Below are 22,118 nucleotides of genomic sequence, written 5' to 3'. Positions count from 1 at the left end.
ATCTAGTCGTTGTACTCAGCTATTGATTTCAGCCTCGAAACCTTCAAGTGCGTGCAGGATGTCGTCAAAGTCAGGGGCTCGTCCGATGATCATTTCCTGCATTCCAGCGTAGTCCTTGCGCAATGCGGTTGTGAGTTTTTTTGGGGCATCAATCGCAGCGTGCCCGGTTTTGCATCTTGGTAATTGGCCCAGGCTGCCTTGAAGAAGACCGACTTGTGATGCGCAACTTGATCCAGGAGATCAAGGCTGCTGAGCGCCCGGGATCTGGCTTCATGGCTGATAAGCTGAGCCATATCATAGTAATGGCGAGACATGCGGTCAGCGAGTGGCATGGCAGTATCCTTATGGTAGAGCATGTGCAGGATTGTTGCCTTTTCCCAGAAGGTGCGCTCGACACCTAAAACCTTCACTTCAATCTCGCCAGTGTCCAGCAGATCCGGAAAGGCCTGGTGCAGGTATGGGGAAATCTTCCGGTCTTCGGCAGGCAGGTGGACACCCCGTGCACCAAATTCGAAGCGAACCGCAGGTTTAATGTAACTATCTGACGATGCAGCGATTGATGGGTAACTGAAGAGCAGTGTTTGCGCATCACTGCGGTCAACCTGCAGTGAAAACTCTTGCTCCAAACCAGCATCAAATGCAGTTTTGATTTCATCAAGAAGATGCCCGGTGACTATTTTTCCGGCCGCATCCTGCAGTTCCTGGAGAAGCTGTTTTTGTTTTTTGCCGGATAGGTCAGGGTTTTCAGGATCCCGATCGCCGTCAAAGCCAAACTGTGTCCGGTCGAGGGACAGATCCACATCTTCGGAAAAGCGGTGGATTACGTCATAAGCTTTGGAAAGGGATGTTCCGCCATTGAAGGTCATATGATCTCCAAAGGTGGGCAGGGCGAACAATTGTTTGAGAGACCAGCAGACCCAGAAATCCTTCTCGACAATCGCCTTAGATAATCCAAGCTGCGCGGCGGTTTCCTGAAAGGCTTCGTCCCGGTTTTCAGGAGTGTCGTTGGCAAACTTCTCCATATTCTCAGGCCTGCGTGACGATCTGCTGAACGATAGGGTGCATCCAGGCGGGTACGTGCTTGCTTTGTTTGGAGAGCAGGGCCCGGTCACGGTTATCCAGCGTCTGAGCCAGTTTATCGATTACGTGGTTATCGATCCGGTCTTTCCCGACATAGCGCAGTGCCTGGAATACCGCGCCGGTCTTCTGGCCCGCTCCAACAAGGGTTTTGGAGCAAGCGTTCCGAAACTGGATCACTTGCCGCCCGATTGTCTTGGTGCGTGTTGGGCCATCGGTCAGATAAGTCGGCTTGGACGGCACCTGCGTGGAAAGGCCCAGCTGGTTGGCGGCCATGGCAGGGGAGGGCTGAAGGATCTGATTGTCCTTGCGTGCGATTGCCTTTGCAATGTCATCAGCAGATGGCGACAGCAAACCGAAGCGCTGGCTTTTCTTGGGGTAGTCGTAGAGTCCCCGGGTCAGGCGGCGGATTACACCCTGGCCGGCCAGCCGCGACAAAGCCTGGTCCACGCTCGCGCGGGATCCGATATCCAGAAAATCCGTCGGCGTGAAAATTGACCCGCGGCCTTTCCCGATGATGCGTTGTTTTATCTTGGACATGATCATGGCGTTTCTCCTTGTCAGAAAATAGTATATAAATTACTGACTATCAAGCTTTGCGGTGATCACGCTGGCAAGGCGCCAAGTTGCTGCAAGAAAACGGAAGGGCCAGTTTGCCCGGCTTCTGCGAAATCTGCTTTCCTTGTTTGTCTTGGGGTTCGGGCAAGCCGAACGCCGCTGCGACGGATTGCTAGGGGGCTTTGCCCCCACGCGCCCGCAACCGGAAACCGCCGGGACCGTGTCCTCGGCTGCGCCTGCGGGCCGCACCACTCCCATCGGTTTCCGGTTGCAGTTGCTACCCCCCACGCTTCGCCAGCGGGTCAGGTTTTAGAGACGGCGCCCTTGCAGGGCTCTGCTCAAAACCAGAGCCAAAGGGGACCTCCCGATGGCCATGACACAAAGGAGACGTTGGGTATGAACCTGTTTACGAAAAGCCAATTAGAGAAACTGCTGCAGAACGGCGCAATTGCGGCACGGGAGAGGGCAGGAGAGATTGCTGAGGACATGTCGCGGCAGCCAGTGGTCAAGCTATTCACGCCGTGGGGCGCTGCAACCTGGCTTATCAGCGAGATTGATCCTGAAGACAAAAATATCGCCTTCGGTCTATGTGATCTGGGTATGGGCTGCCCTGAGCTGGGCAGCGTGTACATCCCGGAACTGGTGGCAGTCCGCGGTCCCTTTGACTTAAGGATCGAACGCGACCTTTACTGGACACCGTCGAAGCCGCTTGTGGATTACGCACGGGAGGCGCGTCATCACGGTGCCATCCAGGCGTAAGCTGAACCTTGTCTTGCATGGGGTAAGGGCCTGTCCTAACCGTGCTGCCAATACCCTATGAACTTTTGGGCTGCTGACTGGCCGAGGCCAGTCGGCACGCCTGCAACAATGAATTTGAGCAAAACTAGCAGCGCTTGGAGGACCCCGATTTGGTCCGGTGCGCGCACATTCTGTTGAGGATTAAGACCAATGTCTGAACTTGTGAATTCCTTGCGCCAAACCTGGCGCTCCGCCCAGCTGTATATTGGTTTCCACCGGGACCAGAAAGGCGCGCGGCGCGCAGCCCCGAAGGTGTGGCCGCCGAAGAATGCCAATGCAAGTTTTCACAATGATCCAAGCGAACAGGAAGCCTTTGTTGTGGTCAGAAGCGCAGCAGGGGACACGGACCAGGACGTGCAAATCAAGCTGCGCCAGGACAAGATTGTCCTGCGCCGCGATTTCCCGGATGCCTGGAACGGGGTTCTTGTGACGGAAGATTCAGTATCGGTTGCGGTGGCGGGCATTTCGATCCGGATCAGCCATGATGGTTCCATCACCCGCGAAAGCAGCAGCGAGACCACCTGGGTGGAGGCAGACGGATCTGTGCTGAAGAAGACAGAGTTCGCTGAAGCCAGCATCTCCGCCGACGGGGTGGACCTGACACGCCGCACTTCCGATAGCATCGCAGCTGTTGGCAAAGATGGCATCATCGCCAAAGCGCGGTACGGCGGGGAGTATCCCCGCTGCTTTGATATCTTCGCCAAAATGCGGGCACCTGGAATCAGCAGTTCCCAGTTCCAGAGCCTCAAACAAGAGGAACGCAGGCAGCAGAAGTCCCGGCCGGATTTGTTAACCGGGAGCCTGTTACAGTCAGAGCCGCCCCGGCATGTGTCCAGGGCATCCCGAGGTTTGGAGGGGCATTTGACTGTACACAGCGCACTCTTTTTTCTGACCGTATCCTGGGCCTCGATCTTCGGAGTCTGGTCAGGGCTTTTCGCGGCCGTGTATTTCCTCTTTTTATGCGGCGTAAGATCGGGCGGGTTTTTCCGAAGCCTTGACCAGTTCTCAGTCTGGCGACGCGGCTAACAAGTTCAGATACTGCCACTCAAATTATTCATCAACAGGGCGGCCAAGGCACTTAACCGGCCGACTGCATGTCGCATTTAGCGCCATCTTTCAGAAGCTCGGAAAGCTGCCTTTTGCGTTATGAAGGCTTCCCATTTGCCTGTCTCAAGCCCGCACAAAACTGGAAGAGTTGAACCCCGCTCCTGTAATGCCAGTACGATAATCAAGGGTGTTTTGGTGATGATCCGGATCATTGCCCCAGCCGTGTCCAGCCTGCATTCATTGGTTTTGCTTGGGCCACCGGAGAAGCTGCAGTGATCCGCGCTGTTCCGGAGCCAAAGATCCTTTCCATCTGTTCGACGTAGAAAACCCGCGTGATGGTTGCGCGGTTTCCGGCATACCCATGATAGGCGGACTTGCCGGACGCCAGCGGAAGGCCAGCCCAGATGCGCGCCAGGTTGTCCATGAAAGCAGAGCGTGAAATCCTGCCAGACGCAAACTTCTGATACCCGGCGTCAGAGATCAGGAGAGCTGCCATCCGGTTCTGTGTCGCGCGGGTGAAGCGGGCTCCGTCAGGCAAGCCGAGACGCTTCTGCAGATTAAGCAAGGTTGAAGGTATGATCTGGAAGTTTCCGATGGCATGGGGTTGGCCCGGCGTGCGGTCGATCCAGGTGTAGATTTCCGCAAGGGTCATCTGCGAGGGTTTCTTGCCTGGTCTCACCTTGGCGCCGAGGTGGATTGCGTCATAGCGGCCGCTGGGAGCTTCAGCAAAGGCGATGAGGGCAAACAGCTTTTCGACACTGGAGCCGGAAGGCAACCGGAAGGAGGCCGGGGCAGGGGGCTGCTTTCCTGGCCGCGAGCGCTCAAATGCATTGAGGGCAACCCACTCGCTTTCCCGCGTAGCGAAGTCCCAGCCGTCTTTCGGGGAGGCCGGAGCTGAGGCGAGGTTTTCCCGGATCTCGGCGGTCTCTTTCAGGCTGAAGCTGCTTGAGCTGGACCAACCGTCAGCAGAGGCCGTCACAGGAGCCAGGATCGCGATCAGAAAGACCGGAAGGGCAGTCCTCGCCCTCCCGCCCCGGCGGGAAATTGAGGCGCTAAGCGCCGCTCCACAGCCGGGCTTTTGGCTCAGCCCTCTCGAAGGGATCGGGCCAGCAACGCCCAATTCGGCCCTTTGGGCCTCATGGAAGGTCCACACATAACGCAGCAAGCTGCCGGAGCGCGTTTTCATATGTCCGGTCACATGACCCAGTATAACTATGAAAACAGCTCCGAAATGTGGATGGCCGAGTGGCTGGTTTCTCCTGAAGTCGCTGACCTCAGGAAATTTTCTAGCGCAATTAGGGTCAACATGCCAGCCCCGACAACGGCCCACACTTTCTCATGTTAGATCCTGTGCCCCTAGCTTTCCGGGTTGATACAGACCGTTGAAAGCGAGCTCCTTGCAGAGCAGCAAATGGGATTCAGAAAGGAAAGGGAACCGCCGTTCGCAGTGTGTGTAGTCCAAGTCGCCCCTTGCGGCAGCGAAGTGTAAGAAGCGCCCATTGCAAACTTGGTCGTTTGACGCAACTGAACGAGGTTTTATGCTGCGGCGTAGTAGGCAGATCCTGCCGTTCGCTGCGACTGCGAAGCATTGAAACTGGTGAACTCACAAATTGCGGGAGCAAGCCGACTTTCGCTATGCGCGCAGCCTGGGCAAGACCGAGTGACCCCCATGTGCAGATAGTGCCATTTGAAAACTCGGGCGCCCTTTGTGCTCCGCATTGTGCTTGCAGTCCTTTGCGGACCTTCGTCGACGTTGTCGACTTCACACCTGCGAGGCACCAGACCAGCTCTCTGTTTGCGGGATCGTCAAGTGCGGGTTCTATTGCTGTTCGGGGTCCTGGTTCTCTACGAAGTCGGTGTTTCCGCTTCCTGATGGCGTCCGGGAGCTGACCAGCCAGAATGTCATTCGCGAAGTGAGCGTCACGCTCCTTCAGCCGCTTTTGACTGGCTTGATCCGCCGCCGTCCCGAAGGACGCTGAACCCGCCCTGTCTCTTGTGGGCGGGATCTCAGTTGGTTGTCAGGTGATAAGTTCCTTTTCCGGTTCAAAGACTGTCTGGTCGCGCCAGATGCACATCATGACGACGGCAAGCTTTCGGGATGCCGCCACTGCGGCTTTCTTGAAGCCCTTCCGATCTTGCAGCCTCTTGGCCCAAGCGCGCAGCTGTGATGGCTTTCTGACCTGGGTGATTAAGGTGGTGGCCGCGGAGTAGAGCAGTCTTCGCAGATCACGATCTCCGCATTTTGATATCCGGCCGGACCAGTCCATGTCTCCGGATTGGTGCCGCCGCGGCGTGAGGCCGAGAAAGGCGCCGACGTCCCTCGATCTCCGGAAACGTTCCGCATTGTCGAGGGTAGCGATAAAGGACAGCGCGACGACAGGCCCAACCCCCGGGACGGTCATGAGGCGGCGGGCAAGGCCGCTTTGGCTTGCGATGAGCCTGAGATCGGCGTCCATCGCTTCCGCGGCCGCGCACAGGGTTCTGTGGATCGGAATGAACATGTCTGCCATCACGCCGAGCGCCGGGTCGGTCTGGCCTGCCCCGGCGAGTTGGTCGCGGAAGCCCTGCCGCAGGTTTGCACGGCCTACTGAACCCATGCAGACCCCGAAAACCTTCAGCACGCCTCGAACATGCGCTTCAAGGTCCTTGCGCATCCTGATCAGGCGCTCCCGTGCGCCAATGAGCACGCGAACCCGCTCCGACGCCTCGCTTCTGATGTGAACCCGGCTGAACCAACCGGTGCGGGCCAGATGCGCCAGCCCTTCGGCATCACCGGTATCGGACTTGTTGATCCGCCCAGACAGCGCCTTGTGCGCCAGGCGGGCATCAATGCAGATGATCGGAAGGCCGCGTTTCTCCAGCTCGCGGGTGAGCCAGATGGCCAGGATGCCACTCTCATGCACCACCCGCTCGGGCTTGGCGGAATGTTCGGAAATAAACGATGCAATTTCGTCCGGATCCGAACTGGTTTCGCCGCGCGCCAGCACCTCGCCATCTTCATCGACAACACAGATCGACACGGATTTGACGGACACGTCCAGACCAACATAATGCAACATGGTCGTTCTCCTTCACGGCTGGTTTTTGCTGAGGCCGATCTTATCGGACCTCGTTCGCCCTGGGAGAGCGGCCGCCGCAAACACACCATGTCATTCGCCGCAATCGCGAAGAAGACAGCCGCGAAGGCTAAGCTCGCGTGAGGGTTTGACGATACGCCCAAACAAATCTTTATGCCTTCCCCAAAAATATAGCGGAAACTATTATTCAACCACTAGATCTTGATCGCCTCGGGAAAAAAGGATGCGATCTGATCCGCCTCTTCCTGGCTTTTCATTAGACGAACACACACGAGGTTCTTCTTTGTTCGTGAGCACGCAACATAAAGAAGCTTTTTCGATGCGATTTCCCGCCTTGAACCTGGAATGCCTTTCTGAAAGCAGCTCAAAAAGTCATATTCTGTCGTCCAGCCATACTCGTCTATAACGAGAAGCACATTTTCGATACCCGTTCCTTTCGTTTTGTGCATCGTAGAAAACTCGCCTACACTGTCCTCATACTCATAGAATGCTAATATCTCGCCAAGCGTGAGTCCTGTGGAAAACAAGGAATCAAGAAAAACCTTCTGCTTCAGATCATTTAATCTGTCGTCGTATTCCTGCTCCAGATTCTCAACGCTGATGTGCTTCATACTAGTGGCGGTTACCTCTTTTAACATTTGGAGTTTGGTGCGGTGGCCGTTCCGGTGTAGTTCTTCAAACTCGACAAAGACAGGATCACCTGCAAGCTTCTCCAAAAGCTCATTGCGCCGATCGACAAATGCCTTGTGGCCGTCTGAAACTCTTATCAAGCCACATTCGGCGGCATACTCTATGGCCTCATAGGCGGCGCGATCCTTCGACCCGAACGAGTGAAGCATTTTATCGAGCTTGGCCTTATCTGCCACTGACGTAATAGAAAATCCGCGCTTCCGTAATTTCGCGATCAAACGGTTATATGAGCGCCTGTCGCCCGGCAAACTCCTGTACAGAGAAACCAGATCAATCAGTTCGCCAAACTGCAACCTGTCAAGCGTCTTGCGCATGCGGTCCCGCGGCTCAGAATATCGGTCATCGAAGATTTGATATAGTCCTCCAAATCCGACATCGTTCGCTATAGACTTATTCGTCAGTTTCAACTGAACGTAGCCTGGATAATCAGAGGAGACTTTTTCAACCAACGCATCAAGTGCACTTCTGAACAAAGCCGTATTTGTCTTCCGGTCTTCCGCCTTATCACCCGTATCAACCTCCGCAGGAGCCAAGTCGTAAACCAGCTTCACGCTGCCCTGGCGGCTCTCAAGGGTTTCAAGACTTCCGTCATCAAGCGATTTCAGAGCTACATCCTGCTTTAGGCCGTCCGTCCTAAATTTGTTGCTAAAATCAATGACCTGGGGAGAGCACCGATAATTGTCCTCCTTCACGACAAGAATGAGCTCTTTGGCATCGATATGTGACTGAGCGCTTCCTATGCCATCCGAATAGATGGCCTGTTCAGAGTCGCCGAACAACCCGATGACGGTCTTCGCGTCTTCTGGCAAACAGCGCAGAAGGACTCGAACGACATCTGCACTTGTGTCCTGATACTCATCAATAAAGATGCAGTCATGCCGATCTGATACGATCCTGCCCAGCAACGGAAAGCCTTCAAGAATATGGCAGGCCAACGCGATCAGGCCATCATGGCCGTATGAAGGATCGTTGAAGTTGTCAAAGGCAGTATCATTGTAAAAAAACTCGTTCGGCTGTCTCGACGCCAGCTTGTCGCGGATTTCCTTGTTGACCTCGCGAATCAACCCATTGAGCTGCACATTGTATGTGTCGGGTTCCTTGTCGTATTCCCGTTTTCCGGTGACCTTCGCTGTATCTTCACCTAGCACTGTCCTGCGGCGGTTCTCGAGCTGGCCGTGCAGCTTCTTGAACCGGTCGTGCTCCCCCTTCTTCTTCAATTTTTCGTCGCCGTTATAGTGATCATCTCCAAGGGCAACAAACTCGGGTAATTCGAAGAGCTTCGGGAAAACCTGTTGGATGTTCTTCTTGAACGGCGAAATTATCTCGCCCAAGAACGAGTGGATCGTGGAAACCTTGATATCGCCAGATACACGATCAGCAATCTCGTCTGCCGCTTTGTTCGTATGGGTGATGCACGCAATACGAAGGCTCGAATCGACTTTCAGAACTTTTTGAACAACCCTTTTTAGGCTCTCTGTTTTTCCACTTCCGGCCCCGCCTTGAAGAACGAAGTTCTCACCGCCGGAAACAAGCCCTGCGATCCGATCCACCGAATTCAGTTTTTGTGAATCCATTTTAAACCATCCATGATATATTTCGGCACACGCCAGCTTTCCCCTTCTACAAGCGCCAAGTATAATACCGATCCGGCAAAATCGGATTTCTTTCCGAGTATCTTAGCTGTAAGAGAATAAAAACCATCGCCGCTGAATTTATCCAGCGCATCTCTGTTTTTCAAACCCGCCAACGAACCCTTGCGGGCCTTGACTTTATCCAGGTTGATCGAAATGAAAGCGTCTTCAAAACTTCTTGCGTGGTAGCCGTCCTCCGCTAGCTGGTAGGCAAGCTCAATATGCCCCTCGCCCGAAGAGACATTTCCATCTACCAGACGCTTATGCCAGTCCGAGAAGTCCTTCTTTTCCTTAGGATCAGGGGCTGCGAGGAAGTGCTTCAGGGTTTCATTTGAGGTGTGGCTCGCCTCTACAACAGGACAGGCCTGATAGCTGGTCTGTCCGGTCTTCTCGCTGACAACAGCTTTGGTTGTGTCGATATCGGTGATGATCAAAGTGCGAATGCCAATGAATTCAAGGAACGGAGCAAACGCGCGCGCATTAGCGCCGACTTCAAGAACGGATATGTTCTGCGAAGACAGTCCGCTCTCCGCTGTTTCATCGACATTTTCCTTGTCGTGTATCTCTATGAATAGAGGAAGCAGGATGCGTTCCGTGGTTCCCTCAATGAAGATCGCTTTGCTTGCGAAGAACAGCTCAGCAGAGTTGATTGTGAGATATTGCTTGAGAAACTGAAAAAGCGCCGCTCCGTCCGCTCCAAGCTCCTCGTACCTGGCGCTCAGATCAGTGTGAAAATTCTTGATCGTGACAGGCTCCGCAGCAGACGGCCGTGAGAGATACCTGATGTCCTCAAAATTAGATTTCGAAACGATGTGGGACGAATGGGTTGTCAATAAAGTCTGCAAATTAGTAATTTGCGAGATCAATCCATGGATTTTATCAGCGAAGACATATTGCATCTGCGGATGCGTGTGCGCTTCAGGTTCTTCGATAAGCAGAAGGTTTAGTGGGGCATTTCGTCTGGCAAAGTCGTCTCGGCACAACTCGATCTGCAACAGTAGATAAAGGATGTTCAGGTATCCGAGCCCGTTGTAGTGCTCAGGAAGAAAATCGTCGGCTTTGCCGTATATGACTTGGGACGAGGTTTCGATGAGAGATTGCGATTGGATGTTGGAGACAACCTTCAAATCGCCCAACTCCAGAAAGTCGCGTGAGCTTTCCAGAAACCCCCCGAAAACCTGCGCATACTGTTCTTCTAGCTGGTCATCGATGCTAGCAAGCATTGATCTCAGCTTTTCAATGCTTTCGCCGTCTGCCCCTGTTGTCTCGTCATCGTCATCGGTACCTGCCTCGACGTCGCGCTTTCGAAAAAACTTGGTAGACATCGCCGAGAGCGGCTTCGCACCAGGTCTGCCATCTTCCGAACTCGCAACATTTCTACGGGCATGAATAACCTGAAAATTTAAAAGCGACCGAACTTCGGATTTCTCTTTCTCTTCCAGTTGATCGCGACGTGTCAAGTAGTATGGAGTTTCCTCGGTGTATCCGAAATCATCAAATGCATAAACCTTAACATTCAGGAACTTCCCGCTGAGGTTGTTTTCAATGAATTTCTTTCGCTCTTTCGAGTCTTCCGGCAGCACGCGAAGAAGCTTTTTCTTATCAATGCAGCATTCAAAAAGGATGTTGGTATGTCGCCGTGTTGGATCAAGGTCCAACATGAATTCGGACAGTATCGCAAGGTTGTCGGTCTCGTCATAAGCTATGCGAAGCACCAACCTAATCGCGAGTTCCTCGATATTCGTTTCATCGTCAATACAGTGTATCTTCTGCCTAAACTGGATCGGAAAGTCCGCGTAGGTGAAATTTTCAGGGCGATCCAGAAACTTCTCCAGCAAAACAACAAAAGATGTTTTTCCCGTATTGTTTTTTCCGACAAGAAGCGTCGTCTCTTCTCGCATGTCAAGGTTGCAATTTTGCAAAAGTCGAAAGTTTTCAATTTTGATTTTTTCAATATACATGTCGAAATGTGCCTGATTGCCTGGCTCGCTTCTGAAGCCGCGATTTACTCATGCAACTATCACGTGGAACGCCTGCGCGCAAAGTGTAGTTGCGGGCTCGAAGTGGAATTGCGGCGCCGCAGGTTAATGCCCGGCATCGAGGTCGCCTGAATGTCGGCTTATACTGTCACTACATAACGGGTTTGCATCCCGCAGCGAAGGCACGGATTCGCCCACCTGCATGCGAACCCGTCGCGGCCAACAGCACACACCCGTCATCGAAATCCGGGAAGCAAATCCCGGTTCAGCCCAACACCTGCCACACAGAGCCCTATCGCGGAGCGATTTAGTGCTTGAGCGCTTCTCCGACGCCAGGCAATGCCGCGCATCATTCAAACGTCACGCGTGGCGTCCGAGTAAGCTGCAACAAACGCGACATTCGCAGCAGGCGTGGTGATTGCTCCGCTGCGAGTGCGAAGTATTGGACCGATTTTTTCAAAAAGTTGTCATTGGTTGGGGGAACATAGCCCCCCAACCCAAAAGTACGTCTAAATTAAGTTTCCGACTTACGATCTGCTTGAACGGCGAGATCGACTACGTAATGTACCAGAGTCGCCTCAATCAAAGAAAGCGCGTACTCGCTATCAATTGGAAGCATATCAGGCCTTAGATGGTGATGATCGACGTACTCTGCCGCATTCCAGAGCTGCCGCGTTTCAACTGGGTTATCAGGCACAATCCGACGCATCACCATTTCGAACGTACTGTTGGCCAGCTCAATCGCTTCTTTGCGGTAGGCATCATCAACCGGCAGAGAGGTGATCTGATAGCCTGTCCGAGGTTGCACATTCGGCTTTGGCTTCTGTGCTTCATAGTCTCGGATCAAGAGACCCCAGCTCGCATAACCTTCTTCTTTGGCGATGTGCGCTTGCGCTTGATTGAGCGGTATGCCTTCGGAACGGCGCAACAGCTTTGCTTTGCGTTTCAGTTCATTGATCGGTGCAGATAGGTTCATTTGAGTTTCTCCTATTGCGAGCAAAAATACACAATCCCTCCTTATGTGTGCGCTCGAACAGAAAAAGCTCTATTTCAAACCCTGCATGCTGAATACTTTCCCGTCGGAGGGGGGAGGCTGGGGCGTCAGCTCGACCTAGGAATACGTTTTCACAAGACGAGTTTCAAGAGCCGTCGGCCCGAAGCCGCCGTAGAAGTTTCCTGCAATGTTGCGGCGTAGCCATGCCTAAGCAGACGCTTGGAGAGCAATCATCATGAATTCCAGCGTCTGTTCAACTCCACCAATCTCGGATCAACTCGAAGCGACGGACTTGCTTCGGCAAACGGCTATTCGCGCGCCTCGCTCGATTGGCAGCGAGGTGTAGAAGCGGGGACCTTTAAGATATGGCTGCCTCAAGAAGGGTGACTTCCTCTTCGGTCAGTTCGAACAGGTCGTAAACAATCGCGTTGATCCCAGCTTCGGCCTGAGCGATTTCGGCGGTGAGGCGGTTGATCTCGGCGCGGTCGCGGGTCAGCCAGTCTTCCCAGTCCGAGCGCTCGGACAGGGGAATGTCTGCCTTGAAGACCTTTTTTACCTCAGCGCGGAACTCGGCGAAGGCGGGGAAGGTCCACCATTCCTTGAGCTTGGTGTTCAGCTTGGCTTCGCGTTCGGGCGGGCAAAGGTCCGGGATGCGGCGGGTGAAGTTGGTTTGAAGGCTCAGACGGGCTCTGGCAGCGGTTTGACAGGTCTCTGCCAGTGAGGTCAGGCCTGTCTTGGCTGCATCGGACATTGCCGGAATGACGGCCTGTTCTACGAATTGCGAGTGCATTTGGTGGAAGCCACCACGCACAGGAACGCTGTTGCCGGTGATGGTGAACCACGCGGCCTTGGAGTTCAGGAAGGCGGCCAGCCAAGCTTCGTCGGAACCGACGAAATAACATTTATTGTTCGTGAAATGCCCGCTCTCTAGCTGGAATTGCGGGACGTTGCAGAACTCGGGGTAAAGGACCTTCGTCCCTTCAAAATGCGGTGCGTAGGCTTCCTGCGCCTGCTGCAACTCGAACCATTCCTGTTTCGTCGCGCGCTTTTCCAACTTGTCCTTGAAGGGCAGCAACCAATCGCGAATGGCCGGGTAGTCGTCGATCTTCACCCGATTCTTCGGGATGTAGATCAACCACAGCCCGCGCGGCTCTGCCCGCCACCGTTTCAGGTCCTTCCCTTCGAGGAAGGGCTTCAACAGGTCAGCCGAACGCGGGTCCTGCGCGCAAAGCGCCTCCCTGGTCGGCGTGTCGATCACGAAGGCCCCGTTGAGGCCTGTCTTGATGCCGTAGAGCGGCGCTCCAAAAACTTCCTTAAGGGTGGCCCGCCCCGTCCTGATCTTGTCCCTCAGCGCGCGCAGAGCGGGGTTCTCAAGCTCCCAAGAGCCTGCGCTCAGCGCGGCCTGCGGGTAAGGCCCTGCAGCGGCCTCCCAAGTAGCCTGAAAGTTGTTGTCCGGCAGGCTGTCGACCTTCCAGAACTGCACCTCGTGGTCCTTTGCGGGTGCTTCCTTGCGCATGGTCAGGATGACCGGGTAGGTCGTCACTCCTTCGAAGACTTGCAAATCGCCAAAGTCCACGACCTTTTCCAGAGTGGCGTCGCGCAGCAGGTATTTCCGCAATGGCTTACCCGAGCCGGTCTTGAAAAAGGTGTTGGACGAGATGTAGCCCAGACGGCCACCGGGCTTCAGAAGGCGCAGCCCGCGTTCGTAGAAATAGCAATAGAGGTCCGCCCTGTCGGAGGCGACCTCGTAGCGGCTTTCCAGATAGGGCTTGAGGGTCTTGAGAAACTCCATCCGCACGTAAGGCGGGTTGCCCAGCACTACGTCAAAGCCGCCTTCGGCAAATACCTCGGGGAAGGCGGTTTCCCAGGTGAATGCATGGTCGAGATAGGCGAAGTTGCTGTCCTCGATCAGGCTGTCTCCCACGCGGATGCTGCCGGACAGGCTGTCGAGCACCTTGCCGCGCTGCGCGGTCTTGATCCAGAGCGAGAGCTTGGTGATCTCGATGCTCTCTTCGTTCACGTCCACGCCGAAGAGGTTGTTGGTCAGGATTTCACTGTCGGGGACGTAGGTGAGCAGGTCGCCAAAGTACTCCTGTTTTGGCGAGAGGTCCTTGATCTTCTCGTTCACGCGGGTGAGTTCGGCGCGCATGAAGTCCAGCGCCATGATGAGGAAGACGCCAGAGCCACAGGCGGGGTCAACGATGCGCAGAGTGCGCAGGCGGTCGCGGTAGGCTTGCCACGCTTTGAGTTCGCCGGACTTCTTGGCGCGCCATTTAATGTTTTCGTAGTCAGTGAGGTCGGAGCCTTTGACCGCACGGTCGCGCAGGATTCCGGTGAAGATTTCCTTAAGGTGAACGCCCAGCGTTTCGGCCACGATGAAGCGCGCGATGTAATCGGGGGTGTAGACCACGCCGTCGCGCTTACGCCGCCCGGTCGTGCCGGTAGCCTTCTCGAGTTCTTCCTCTTCGCCGCGGGCCACGGCTTGCAGCCGTTCGACGTCTGCAATGGACTGTTCGAAGATGTGGCCTAACACGGTCACGGAGACTTCGGAGGCGAAGTCATAGCCGCCGAGGACCTTGAAGCCCTCGCAAATCTCATCCGATAGGATGAGTTCGTCGATCACGGCGTCCTCGCGGAAGAGACCCCCGTTGTAGCGCGGGATTTTAAGCGCCTCGTTGCCCTTATCGATGGCGCCGAACAGACCCTTGAAGTTCTGCCATACTGGTTGCGGGTTATAAGCATTCTGGGCTTCATAAGCGCTTGCCAGAGTGTTCTTGGGCAACAGGCCGGTGTCCTCGGCGAAGGCGATGAAAAGCACCCTGTCGAGAATTTTCTGGGCCAGAGCGATGGCCTCGAGACCGGGGAGGGTCGGTGCGGCTGTTTGAATGCCTGCGAGAAGCTTCAGGCGCAGCGCTTTGTAATCCCGATACAGGCTGTCCGTGATGTCCCTGTCTTCCTTGCGGCTTTCCTTGAGCAAGTCCAGGGTCTTTCCGGACAGCAGGTTTTCCGCTGAGAGAAGTAGCATGAAGCGCGCGTATTCGTCGGGATCGGTGAGTTCGTCCATCCGGAACACGTCATAGGCTGACGTGCCTTCTCCGAAGCCGTAAAGACGCAACTCAACGTAGTTGGAGACCAGAACCCATTTCACTCCCCGGGCATGGGTTGCGTATTCCCACGCCTGCTGGACGGGGCTTTTGTTGCGCCCTGGCATAATGGCGTCAAGGTCGTGTGTCTTGGCCCCCTTGAGTTCGAATGGGGCAATGATGTCATTCGTTTTTCCGCCGAAATGGCCGAGGGCTAAGTCTACGCTACCGCTAAGAATTTTCTTTTCGGTCTCAACGGTGTAGCTCGAACCGGATGCGGCCCCAGTGTAGCCAAGGACGCCCTCAACAATCTTGTTAGCGAATTGGCCGTGTAGGGCCGTTTCTTTGAGGCCGTAGATGCGCTTGTCGGTAATCATGTCGCGCCACTCCTGAAGGTGCTTCAGGTGTGCTTCCGGAATTTTCACCAACTTCGCATGGCGCGCTATTGTCTTCGGATTAAACAGAGGCATTAAACGGAACTTCCAAATTTCTGGTAATTTGTCGCTATTTACATCAGAAATGACCAGAAGTTTCCAAGAGGAAAACGGGCGGCTCGAAGCTTTTGTCGTGCGGTAGGCTTTCGGTAGTAGGTTGAGGTCGTGCCACGCTTGTAGCGCATACTAGACGGGCCGGACCTTTCAAAGGTCGCTTCCTGCGCTTTGCTGCCGCCGGTGTGACCCGCAGCAGCATTTGAGGCAGCTTGGCCTGCTGAGGGTCCGCTTCCGGGAATTTGACCAAGGGCTGTCGCACCGACAGCCCTTGTCTACGGCCGCTTTGGGTTGGGCTTGCATGCTGCAAGTGCGAAGCAGCAAGCCCAAGGCTCTCTTTTCTCAACACGCCTGTGCGACGCCGTTTTAGACTGCTAACCAATTAACAATTCGTCGACTTTCCTGGCCACTTTGTCTGCAGCCTTGGCCAGGTAATTTGCATCGAGATGCGCGTATCGTTCGGTGCTATCCGGCGATCTGTGGCCAAGCAGCTTGCCGGTCATGTGGAGGGTTTCACCCGACATAATGGCGTGGGAGGCGTAGGTGTGGCGGAGATCGTGCAACCGGATTCCGTCGGGCAAACCTGCCAGGTGTTTAAAGGTTTGCCAGGTGTGGTCGATGGATGTGCGATGCGGCTTCTTGGTACGCTGCGCGGGGAACACGTAACTGGACCGGCGCTGTTTACGCAACCGGTCGAGGTACTGTATAGCAGCATCGCTCAAGTTGACTTCGCGGGGGCCCGTCTTGGTGCGCCGGAGGACAAGCTTGTCTTTCTGGACCTCACCCCACCTCAACCGCAGGATTTCGCCGGAGCGGCAGCCCGTCAGCAGCATTAGCCAAATCGCGTCCGCAGCGTCCCGCTGTCTGGCCGTTGCGGAGTCCAGCACGGCCGCCAGCCGCCGGAGCTGGTCGCTGCTCAGCATGCGCCCGCGCGCCAGGCGCCGGTTGAAACGCAGAGGCGCTGCCGGATTGGGCAAGTCCGCCGGAAGATGGCCTGCTTCCTGGCCCCAATTCAGAATTGTCGTAAAATGACCAAGCGCTTGGTTGGCCCCGCCCGGCCGCAAACGGGAATAGGCATAGAACCATTCGGCGATGTCAGGTGTTGTGATCCGCGCAATTTTACTCCGGCCAAAAGCGGGCAGAAGCTGCGTATCCAGATAGTACCCCAGCGAGGAAAGCGTGGAGGCGGCATAGACCCCGCGCTTCGCATCCAGGAAGGACGTGCAGAGTACCGAGAAGGTGAGGGTGTTGCGCTGCTCCGGGGCAGGGGGCCGTTGTCCTGTGCCTTTGTGTGCATGGAAGGCTTCGCGTGCCGCATTGAGATCCATGTCCTCAAAACGGCCCAGGGTGATGCGCCGGGTCTTGCCGGCGTCCCGCTGCCAGCAGACCCAGGACTTGGCGCCGCCGGGCTGGACACGCAGGGCCAGGCCTTCGCATTGCGCGTCATGCAGCACGTATTCCTTCTTGCGCGGCTTAAGGGACGACAGGATCAGCGGGGTGAGAAGGGTGACGGTCTTCATGCGCCTGCCCCCCGGTTCTGGCTCGTGCGCCTCCATGCGACCAGCCCGTTCCGGAAGGTGGCAGGGTCGATCCCGTTTTCAGCACAGAAGGCGTCGATGGAGAGGGACGATCTGCAGAAGCGCTGGTAAAGGGAACGGCCCGCCCCGCGCCGCGAGGCCGGAGCCTTGACGATCTTTTCCAGATGGGTGCCAACGCGCTGGCTCGCGGCCTTGATGGTGCGGTCTTCGAGATGGGCGTAACCTTCGGTGGTTGCGAGATCGGAATGGCCCAGCAGCCCGCCGATCACGCGAAGATCCAGCCCGGCGTTGACGCCAACGGATGCAAAGCTGTGGCGCAGATCATGCAGGCGGATCCCATCGAGTTTTGCGCTTTGCCGCAGCTTGCGCCAGATCCTGTCAATCCGGTGGTCCGGCATTGGATCCTTGCCCTCACCGAACACGTACAGGTTGCTGCGCGGAAAGGAGGCCAGGACCCGTTTTGCGGGACGCCCGAGCCAGATCGCGCGCGGTCCGGACTTGGCATCTGGCAGAGCGCAGCGCGGACCATCGATCATGTCCCACCGCAACGCAAGCGCTTCCCCCTTGCGGCAGCCGGTGAGGGCGAGAAAGCGGAAGAAGCCTGCCTCACGCGGGTGGGCTTCCTCCAGCCGCCGCAGAGCAGTTCCCAGCCGCGCCCACTGTGCCTCGGAGAGGTAAGAGGCCGTGAAGCTTGTCTTGCGGCGCCTCAGCCCCTTGCAAGGGTTGCTGCCGGGCGGCTGGAGGCCAAACAGCTCCGCGTGGCGCATCATGCCGGACAAAACGGCCAATGCCCGGTTGCCGCTGGCAGCACTGCCGGGCAGACCGTCTTTCCAGGAAACCAAATCTGCCCGGGTCACCTGATTGAGCCGCTTGCTGCCCAGATAGGGGATGATGAGGTGCTCGACGTCGTGTGCATGGGCGCGATGCGTGGCCGGTTTCCAGCTCGGGGCGAGATCCTTGAGATAGCGGCGGCTGAAGGCGGCCACCGTCGGGGCGGCGTCCGGAGCTGCCCTTGCTTCCACGCCGTCGAGCAGAGCGCGGGCCAGCTCTCGGGCCTGGGGCAGGGGGATCGCATCGGCCCGCCCGAGTGTCTGCTTCCGGGTCCTGCCATCGGCACGCCACTGCACGATCCAGGAGCTTGTAGCGCCGCGCTGCCGGAGGCCCAGTTTGGGAACCTCGGTGTCCCATTGAACGGTCTCTGACCGTTGGGAAACAGGGCGCGTATTGGCGGTGTTCAGAGCGGATTTACGCATGGCTGTCTTCCTTCTCTGCTTCAGGAAAAATTCCACGCAGTTTCCCGGGAAGCGGCCAGGAAAAGCGGGGAAGCAGCATAATTCAGGAAGGAAAACCGCCGCCGCGGCCCGTTCCGCAGGCGGGAAAGCCAGTCTGTTGAATGGCTTACCGGGTGCCTTGGAACGCCGGTTTCGGCCCGGGGGCCTCAGATTTGTACCACACATGACGCAGCAAGCTGCAAATCAGCGCAAGGCGCTGATTTAATTGCCAAAATTGGCGTTTTAGCAATTCAAGTGTGTCGGAACCTTGTGAAGCCATATTTTTAAGGGATCCAGAGGCCCCAAAATGGCCCGTGGCAGGGGTTGTGGCACGGCTGTGCCATACCATGCCACGCGAATGGCACGGCATGGCAGTGCGGTACTGGCCGGTTTCGGCCCGCTTCAGGAAGCTCATCATCGCTCAATCTCCGCCTCTGCTGTCGGTTCGTTTTCCATGCCGCCACGCTCTAAATCGCGCAGGATCGCCGTTTGAACCGATGCCTCGTTTTCCCGCAGTTTCTCAATCTCGGAATCTCCAAGCAACTGCAGTTTTGATTGAACCTCTTCGGTGGCCTGGGAGGCCAAAGCAAGGAGAGTTTGCTGATCCTCATTGCCCTCACTCATCAGGGAGGCAATCAGGATGCGGGTCATTTTCAGCTCCAGTGACGCGGTATAGGAGAGGTTCCGGAGCGCTTCGGTCTGGCGCTCCATCGCAGCCTCCAGGGACGCCAAACGTGTGTCCAGCGAGGCCTGTTCAGGGGCTTCTGTCTGCCCGCATTTCTGCCCTTCCAGAAGGGCAGAAATCGCATCGTCCAATGCCTTGGGGCGGTTCTCTCCTGCGCCGTCGATAAGCTGCCGGGCCACAGGGCCGAGCACGATACGGACGTTCTGGGGTGTCTCGCTCATCGTTCAATGTCCTTGTCTCGCTGCAGGACAATTTCAGCCTGCTTTTCAACTTCTTTAAGTTTCTCATCGAAGAGGCCGGGCAGGGCAGGGGTGTCCGGCTCCTTCTCCCTGGCCTCTTTTTCCTTCAACACCTCAGGCTTCTCCTGTGGTTCCTCTCGGGTTTGTTCCTCTTCCGGTTGGCGGGCGCGGGCGCCAGCGAGGCGGCCGTCCAGCCAGGCATCGAGCGCGGTCTGGCGGATCCCGGTTTCATTCTCGATGGTCTTGGACAGCCGATCCGGGTCTTCGGTCAGCAGCATCGCCTCATCCCGTGCCCGGCTGATTTCAACGTAAAAACTCTTCTGGGTCGCCAGCCGTTCGGTGGAGCGCATCGCTACAATTACCCTGTCAACGGACTCGCCCTGAACCGCGTGCGCGGTGGCTGCGTAGTCGTGTTCCAGGCCACGGGCGGCGAGGCTGTCAGCGGGAATAGCGATGCGCGATCCTTCCTGCGTCTCGGCCTCAATTACTCCACCCTTAGTTGATTTGATCTCTGCCCTCAAACCGTTCCTGATGCCGCTTTCAGGGTCCGTGATCCGGAACCGCACCTGGTCGCCTTCAGCCATGCCACGGGCCTCGCGCTCATAGGCCACGAGTGCTTTTCCAAGCTCCCGCTGATTGAACTTCGCAGCCAGGGGCAGGGTGGTCCGGGCACCGCTTTCCTCATGCTCAACGGTCAGCTTATTGCCCTTGTGATCGGCTTCCCGGACCACATAGAGACCGTTCTTCTTGAGGCCGTATTCCTTGCTTGTCGCCACTGACATGACGACATCTCCTGGGGCGTAGCTGCGGGCGTCGGCAAGCATTGCCTCGGTGAGCTGGCGGTTCAGCAGACCGTTCACCTTGACCTCATCGGAGGCGATGCCGCCTTCCTGCCGGAGACCATCGCGCACTGCCTCATTGATTTCCGCGCGGGCCGCGTTGGTGAGGGCGAGGATCCGGGTTCCCTTCCGCTCCGCCGGGTTGAGAGCAAGGAACCTTTCTGCGGCCTCTTGCCGGGGATCATCGACCTTCAGAACGTTGTCTTCCATTCGGTTGAAGGCTGCCGTGATTTCGCCCCGGATGGAGTGATAGACCGCTGCCTTTAAATCATCGTCGCGCTGGCGGCGGATCTCATCCATGACCGCCGTTCGCATCCCGGCTTTCTGCATTTGGGCGAATGGCTGACCGGCGGCAACCGCATCGAGCTGCTGCGTGTCGCCCACGAAGACGACCCTCGGTGCGCCAGTGCGCTCCGCGTAATCCATGAAGCTGCGCATGTCCTGGGCGGACACCATTGAGGCTTCATCGACCACAAGGATGGTTCTCCTGTTGTCCACGTCCTGAGGATGATGCCGCTCAGCGGTAGTGACCTTGGCAAGTGTTTCCGCACCGCCAAGGACGCTGGCTAGTTCCTGCACGGCCTGGTGGCTTGGAGCAAAGCCTTTGACCTCGTAACCGCTTTGTCCGGCGTAGTGAGCCATTCGCTCCATCATGAAGGTTTTTCCTGAACCTGCGTAGCCCTGGATCCCGACATACCTGCCTGAACCGGTCAGTGAGGTTTCAATGGAAGCGCGCTGACCGGCGGTCAGAGAATTAGTTTCAGTCAGCTTTTTGGTGAGTGTGCTTTCCCCAGTCCTGCGTGAAGTGCCTTGCAGCTCCAACCCCTCAGATTTCTCTGATTTGCGCCAGGAAGCCAGGATGGAGCGTTCCAGTTCCACAGACGCCTTGTCTGTCAGGATCTGTCCATCCTCGCCGCTTTCGAAGAGCCGGCCAGCCTTGATCTGCCGGTTGATTTCCGCGTCTACCGCCTTGAAGTCTGAACGGTAAGCGAAGTGCATTGCCGCCACCGTGAGATCTGCCCTGCTATAGGCGGATTCCCGTTCGCTGATGTGCTCAACGGCGCGGTTTACGGCCTGCCTGGGGTCAGTCTCCACGCGTGCCACGGCTGCGGCACTGGACAGCATGGCCTTTGCCTTTTCGAACACTCCGGACGGTTGGCCAGGTTCCGCGAGGGGTTCGATCGGGCGCTGCTGATCGAGTGGCACTACCGGCTGCGGGGCGGCGTGCCCCACCCGGCCAAGGTCCAGCTGATCCCGGCCAAGACCGGCCGCAAGGGCGTCTTCGCGCCAGGTTACCCGCAACGCATCCCGGTCGATTTCCTTGTGTTTGGCTGCTCGGGTGGCGAGTGCTGCCTTGCTGGCGTTATCGGCTGTATATTCGACACCTTTCTGTTCAAGTGCCTGCAATATTTCCTGGCGCCGCTTTGAAAAGGCTTCTGTCACTTCCGGGGAAATACCGGATATATTCACCTCTCCGTATTTTCCCCGCTCCGTGGCAATACCAAGATCCGCCATCCGGTTCTCGAAATCGGATCGGTAAATCTCGGTGATGAGTTTCCTGTTGTTGTAAACAGCTTCATTCCGAATTGCGGAGTATCCGCCGTTTTCGTTTTTCACAATATTTGCAATGACGGCATGGCTGTGCAAATTCGGATCCAGCGCACGGGACGTATCGTGCCGGTAAATTCCGGCAATGATGCCTTCCCCGTTCTTTGTGACGATTTCCCCGTCCTGCTGGAAGCGCGTCTTAATGAACCGCTCTTCCACCACAGCCATAGCCGCGCGCACCGCGGCATCATGGGCGTCTATGATGCGCGTATCACCGATCACCAGGGCTGCCACTGAAGCTGACTTGGACGCGGAAAAGGTGAGGTCGAGCCCGGGCCGGTGCTGCCGTTCGCCCTCCACAAAGCGGCCCATCAGCTTTCCGTCTGGAGCCTGTCCATCGAGCAGCTGCGCAAACTGCTTGTCATCGGCATAGCCGGTCAGGCCGTTTTCCTCTGCGGCCTTGCCGAACCAGGTGGCCGCGCGTTCGCCCTCCTCTGTACCCGCTTTGTAGTAGCCTTCTTCCTTGTAATAGCCGCTGGCTGCCGCCCCGGCCGAGACGTTTGAGATCGACATCAT

At 56.5% G+C, this 22,118-nt stretch carries 14 protein-coding genes; 2 read left to right on the top strand and 12 right to left on the bottom strand.

All coding sequences use genetic code 11. The annotated features are described in order from the left end of the window. Positions 1 to 89: 89 nt before the first annotated feature. Positions 90 to 1,022, bottom strand: a complete 933-nt coding sequence (locus ACXAED_RS21260; RefSeq protein ID WP_475053320.1) for a nucleotidyl transferase AbiEii/AbiGii toxin family protein — start codon at positions 1,020 to 1,022, stop codon at positions 90 to 92. A gap of 4 nt (positions 1,023 to 1,026) precedes the next feature. Further along, a complete protein-coding gene (locus ACXAED_RS21255; protein ID WP_475053318.1) occupies positions 1,027 to 1,623 on the bottom strand; it encodes a DUF6088 family protein in 597 nt (198 codons plus the stop codon). Between the two features lie 408 nt (positions 1,624 to 2,031). On the opposite strand from ACXAED_RS21255, the gene ACXAED_RS21250 reads away from it, so the two are divergent. Both ACXAED_RS21250 and ACXAED_RS21245 read left to right on the top strand, forming a co-directional pair. Then, positions 2,032 to 2,394 (top strand): DUF2958 domain-containing protein, encoded by a 363-nt coding sequence (locus ACXAED_RS21250; protein ID WP_475053317.1) that lies wholly within the window; start codon positions 2,032 to 2,034, stop codon positions 2,392 to 2,394. 189 nt (positions 2,395 to 2,583) lie between these two features. Continuing rightward, positions 2,584 to 3,459 (top strand): hypothetical protein, encoded by an 876-nt coding sequence (locus tag ACXAED_RS21245; RefSeq protein ID WP_475053315.1) that lies wholly within the window; start codon positions 2,584 to 2,586, stop codon positions 3,457 to 3,459. A 229-nt stretch (positions 3,460 to 3,688) separates the two neighbouring features. Here ACXAED_RS21245 and ACXAED_RS21240 read toward each other — a convergent pair whose 3' ends face one another. From ACXAED_RS21240 to mobF, 10 genes are all read right to left on the bottom strand, one after another. Beyond that, entirely contained in the window at positions 3,689 to 4,132 is a 444-nt protein-coding gene (locus ACXAED_RS21240; RefSeq protein WP_475053313.1) for a lysozyme family protein, read from the bottom strand. Positions 4,133 to 5,498: 1,366 nt separating this feature from the next. Beyond that, entirely contained in the window at positions 5,499 to 6,539 is a 1,041-nt protein-coding gene (locus ACXAED_RS21235) for an IS110 family RNA-guided transposase (RefSeq protein ID WP_475053311.1), read from the bottom strand. Positions 6,540 to 6,751: 212 nt separating this feature from the next. Further along, positions 6,752 to 8,821, bottom strand: a complete 2,070-nt coding sequence (locus ACXAED_RS21230; protein WP_475053309.1) for a UvrD-helicase domain-containing protein — start codon at positions 8,819 to 8,821, stop codon at positions 6,752 to 6,754. Then, complete coding sequence (locus ACXAED_RS21225) at positions 8,803 to 10,839, bottom strand: ATP-dependent nuclease (RefSeq protein WP_475053308.1); 2,037 nt, start codon at positions 10,837 to 10,839, stop codon at positions 8,803 to 8,805. The genes ACXAED_RS21230 and ACXAED_RS21225 overlap by 19 nt, the downstream gene beginning before the upstream one ends. Before the next feature lie 532 nt (positions 10,840 to 11,371). Then, on the bottom strand, positions 11,372 to 11,833 hold the full coding sequence (locus tag ACXAED_RS21220) for a hypothetical protein (protein ID WP_475053306.1): 462 nt from the start codon (positions 11,831 to 11,833) through the stop codon (positions 11,372 to 11,374). 376 nt (positions 11,834 to 12,209) lie between these two features. Beyond that, positions 12,210 to 15,311 carry an Eco57I restriction-modification methylase domain-containing protein gene (locus tag ACXAED_RS21215; protein WP_475053304.1) on the bottom strand — a complete coding sequence of 1,034 codons (3,102 nt, stop codon included), beginning with the start codon at positions 15,309 to 15,311 and terminating at the stop codon, positions 12,210 to 12,212. Between the two features lie 485 nt (positions 15,312 to 15,796). Continuing rightward, positions 15,797 to 16,942: a tyrosine-type recombinase/integrase gene (locus ACXAED_RS21210; protein WP_475053301.1), complete on the bottom strand. Its 1,146-nt coding sequence runs from the start codon at positions 16,940 to 16,942 to the stop codon at positions 15,797 to 15,799. Further along, positions 16,939 to 18,213 carry a tyrosine-type recombinase/integrase gene (locus tag ACXAED_RS21205; protein WP_475053299.1) on the bottom strand — a complete coding sequence of 425 codons (1,275 nt, stop codon included), beginning with the start codon at positions 18,211 to 18,213 and terminating at the stop codon, positions 16,939 to 16,941. Before ACXAED_RS21205 ends, ACXAED_RS21210 begins: the two co-directional genes overlap by 4 nt. A gap of 432 nt (positions 18,214 to 18,645) precedes the next feature. After that, positions 18,646 to 19,137, bottom strand: coding sequence for a hypothetical protein (locus tag ACXAED_RS21200; RefSeq protein WP_475053296.1), 492 nt, complete (start codon positions 19,135 to 19,137; stop codon positions 18,646 to 18,648). Continuing rightward, positions 19,134 to 22,118 (bottom strand): MobF family relaxase, encoded by a 2,985-nt coding sequence (gene mobF / locus ACXAED_RS21195; RefSeq protein ID WP_475053293.1) that lies wholly within the window; start codon positions 22,116 to 22,118, stop codon positions 19,134 to 19,136. Before mobF ends, ACXAED_RS21200 begins: the two co-directional genes overlap by 4 nt.

This window comes from Leisingera sp. ABM4_103 (genome assembly GCF_056158685.1).
This window is presented reverse-complemented; position numbering and strand designations above follow the sequence as displayed.

Excerpts from the sequence above, each read along its gene's own strand:
- ACXAED_RS21210 (WP_475053301.1), bottom strand. The coding sequence starts at position 16,942 with ATGAAGACCGTCACCCTTCTCACCCCGCTGATCCTGTCGTCCCTTAAG.
- ACXAED_RS21260 (WP_475053320.1), bottom strand. The coding sequence starts at position 1,022 with ATGGAGAAGTTTGCCAACGACACTCCTGAAAACCGGGACGAAGCCTTT.
- ACXAED_RS21230 (WP_475053309.1), bottom strand. The coding sequence starts at position 8,821 with ATGGATTCACAAAAACTGAATTCGGTGGATCGGATCGCAGGGCTTGTT.
- ACXAED_RS21255 (WP_475053318.1), bottom strand. The coding sequence starts at position 1,623 with ATGATCATGTCCAAGATAAAACAACGCATCATCGGGAAAGGCCGCGGG.
- ACXAED_RS21215 (WP_475053304.1), bottom strand. The coding sequence starts at position 15,311 with ATGATTACCGACAAGCGCATCTACGGCCTCAAAGAAACGGCCCTACAC.
- ACXAED_RS21220 (WP_475053306.1), bottom strand. The coding sequence starts at position 11,833 with ATGAACCTATCTGCACCGATCAATGAACTGAAACGCAAAGCAAAGCTG.
- ACXAED_RS21225 (WP_475053308.1), bottom strand. The coding sequence starts at position 10,839 with ATGTATATTGAAAAAATCAAAATTGAAAACTTTCGACTTTTGCAAAAT.
- ACXAED_RS21245 (WP_475053315.1), top strand. The coding sequence starts at position 2,584 with ATGTCTGAACTTGTGAATTCCTTGCGCCAAACCTGGCGCTCCGCCCAG.
- mobF (WP_475053293.1), bottom strand. The coding sequence starts at position 22,118 with ATGATGTCGATCTCAAACGTCTCGGCCGGGGCGGCAGCCAGCGGCTAT.
- ACXAED_RS21240 (WP_475053313.1), bottom strand. The coding sequence starts at position 4,132 with ATGACCCTTGCGGAAATCTACACCTGGATCGACCGCACGCCGGGCCAA.
- ACXAED_RS21200 (WP_475053296.1), bottom strand. The coding sequence starts at position 19,137 with ATGAGCGAGACACCCCAGAACGTCCGTATCGTGCTCGGCCCTGTGGCC.
- ACXAED_RS21205 (WP_475053299.1), bottom strand. The coding sequence starts at position 18,213 with ATGCGTAAATCCGCTCTGAACACCGCCAATACGCGCCCTGTTTCCCAA.
- ACXAED_RS21235 (WP_475053311.1), bottom strand. The coding sequence starts at position 6,539 with ATGTTGCATTATGTTGGTCTGGACGTGTCCGTCAAATCCGTGTCGATC.
- ACXAED_RS21250 (WP_475053317.1), top strand. The coding sequence starts at position 2,032 with ATGAACCTGTTTACGAAAAGCCAATTAGAGAAACTGCTGCAGAACGGC.